This window comes from Streptomyces oceani, assembly GCF_001751245.1.
GTDB classification, from domain to species: Bacteria; Actinomycetota; Actinomycetes; order Streptomycetales; family Streptomycetaceae; genus Streptomyces; species Streptomyces oceani.
Genome location: NZ_LJGU01000082.1, coordinates 1 through 1,477, shown reverse-complemented (window position 1 = coordinate 1,477; position 1,477 = coordinate 1). Strand labels below are relative to the sequence as shown.

Genomic DNA, 1,477 nt, shown 5'->3' with positions numbered 1-1,477 from the left:
GTGTGGTGCCGGTGGTGCTTTCGGCGCGTAGTGAGGTGGCGCTTCGGGCGCAGGCGGCGCGGTTGGGTGAGTATTTGGCGGGGTGTTCGGATGTGTCGGTGGTTGATGTGGGGTTGTCGAGTGTGGTTTCGCGGGCGCAGTTGGAGTGTCGGGCTGTGGTGGTGGCTGGTGAGCGGGAGGGGTTGTTGTCGGGGTTGGGTGCGGTGGTTTCGGGTGAGCCGTTGGAGGGTGTGGTGTCGGGGCGTGTGGTGGCTGGTGGGCCTGTGTTGGTGTTTCCGGGTCAGGGTGCGCAGTGGGCGGGGATGGCGGTGGAGTTGTGTGCGTCGTCGTCGGTGTTTGCTGGGTTGTTGGGGGAGTGTGAGGCGGCGTTGGAGCCGTTTGTGGGGTGGAGGTTGTTGGATGTGTTGCGGGGGGTGGAGGGTGCTCCGGGGTTGGAGCGGGTGGATGTGGTGCAGCCTGCGTTGTGGGGGGTGATGGTGTCGTTGGCGGGGTTGTGGCGTGCGTGTGGTGTGGTGCCGTCGGCGGTGGTGGGGCATTCGCAGGGTGAGATTGCTGCGGCGTGTGTGGCGGGTGGGTTGTCTTTGGTGGATGGTGCGCGGGTGGTGGCGTTGCGGAGCAGGATTGTTCTTGAGCGGTTGGCTGGGTTGGGTGGGATGGTTTCGGTGGGGTTGTCGGTGGGGTTGGTTGAGGAGTTGTTGGTGCCGTTTGGGGATCGGGTGTCGGTGGCGGCGGTGAATGGTCCTGGGAGTGTGGTGGTTGCGGGTGAGTCGGGGGCGTTGGATGAGGTTGTTGGGTTGTGTGAGCGGGATGGTGTGTGGGTGCGGCGGGTGAATGTGGATTATGCGTCGCATTCGGTTCAGGTGGAGTCTGTTGAGGATGAGTTGGTGCGGGTGTTGGCTGAGGTGGAGCCGGTTGGTGGTGAGGTGCCGTTTTATTCGACGGTTGTTGGTGGGTTTGTGGATACGGCTAGTTTGGATGCTGGTTATTGGTATCGGAATTTGCGTGGTTGTGTTGGTTTTGAGTCTGCTGTTCGGGATTTGGTGGGGCAGGGTGTGGGGTGTTTTTTGGAGATGTCGCCGCATCCGGTGTTGGGTATGGCTGTTGAGGAGACGGTGGCTGGGTGTGGTGTGGATGGGGTGGGGGTTGTTGGTTCGTTGCGTCGTGATGATGGTGGGTGGGGGAGGTTTGTCACGTCGTTGGCTGAGGCGTATGTGGCGGGAGTGGGGGTTGATTGGTCGGCTTTTTATGCCGGGACTGGTGCTCGGCGTGTTTCGTTGCCTACGTATGCGTTTCAGCGTCAGCGGTTTTGGTTGGAGTCGGGGGTTGGTAGTGGTGTTCCGGCGGGGCAGCGGTCTGTTGGGCATGGGGTGTTGTCCGCGGCTGTGCGGATTGGTGATCGTGATGAGTGGGTGTTCACGGGTCGTATCTCCCAGGACAGTCAGCCCTGGACCCGTGACCACATCGTCTTCGACACGGT

General features: G+C 61.9%; 1 protein-coding gene. It reads left to right on the top strand.

Annotated features, from left to right (window positions below; translation table 11 throughout):
* Positions 1–62: 62 nt before the first annotated feature.
* Positions 63–1,477 (top strand): acyltransferase domain-containing protein (locus AN216_RS00455; RefSeq protein WP_244502254.1); only part of this gene is annotated, 1,415 nt, incomplete at its 3' end.